Genomic DNA, 1,014 nt, shown 5'->3' with positions numbered 1-1,014 from the left:
CAGTTTCCTACGCCTTGTCCTTTTTCTGGTTGGACGGCTTCGCCGTCCCCGCCCCAGCGCAGGTAACGCAAACCGTTGGTACGCCCCTTGCAAAACGAGAGTCAAAATAATTCATGTCAAAACGTGGTGAAGTCCTTGTAGCGATAATCAATAAGAAATTGGATTTTGCCATTTTGCGTGAGCAACTTTGGTATAGAATTCCTGTAAGCAGTGTCAAAAAGTGGTTGAAAGAAAAATGGCATCCGAAATGGTTAGCATTTTATCAAACAAGTGCTATTGGCGCAGAAAAACATGCCATAAATTATTTTGCGGAAGTTGTCGAAATTCGGAGAGTACGTCGCTGGCAATTATTTCCCGATGAGCCACAAGACGAAAAGAGCAATAAATATTATTACCAAATTTTTGTGAAGCCAATTCAAAGATTGCCAAAGCCAATTTATAGCCGTAGATATCGCAGGATTATCTTCATCCCAACAACATGGGAAAAATTTACAAACGCAGTTGAAATAAATGACCTTTACGATGAAAGTTCGCTTGAAGATAAGTTATGGGCAGAATTCAAGCGATACAATATTCCAGCCGAAAGGCAAGATTTTGTAATTGCAAAAGGAAATGACTACGCTTTGGACTTTGCAATATACTGCGCTAAAGGCAATATTGATGTTGAAACAGATGGCGATTTCTGGCACGCAAACCCAGAAAAAGCAGAGCAAGACAATTTGCGTGATAATGATTTAAAAGTAGAAGGTTGGCAAGTTTTACGTTTCAATACAAAGCAAATTCAAGAACAAGCCGCTGATTATTGTGTTTCAACGGTTGCTAAAACGATCAATAATCTTGGTGGAATTGATGAAGGCAAAGTCATTCCACGAAAGATAAATCTTGATAGTGGTTCTTATCAGCCTTCATTGTTTGATGGTCTGAAAAAGGTAGGCGAGTCTTAAGGTCAAAAGCGTACCAACAAAGCGTGCACCTGACGCTGGGGACTCGGCGCACATCCCAAGCAGTTTCCTA

The 1,014-nt window shown here is 40.6% G+C and carries 1 protein-coding gene; it reads left to right on the top strand.

Annotated elements, in window-relative coordinates:
* Positions 1-113: 113 nt before the first annotated feature.
* Complete coding sequence (locus LC115_00870) at positions 114-944, top strand: endonuclease domain-containing protein (GenBank protein MCZ2355232.1); 831 nt, start codon at positions 114-116, stop codon at positions 942-944.
* Positions 945-1,014: the final 70 nt, after the last annotated feature.

It is taken from the genome of Bacteroidia bacterium (genome assembly GCA_026932145.1).
GTDB lineage: Bacteria > Bacteroidota > Bacteroidia > J057 > JAIXKT01 > JAIXKT01.
This window is presented reverse-complemented; position numbering and strand designations above follow the sequence as displayed.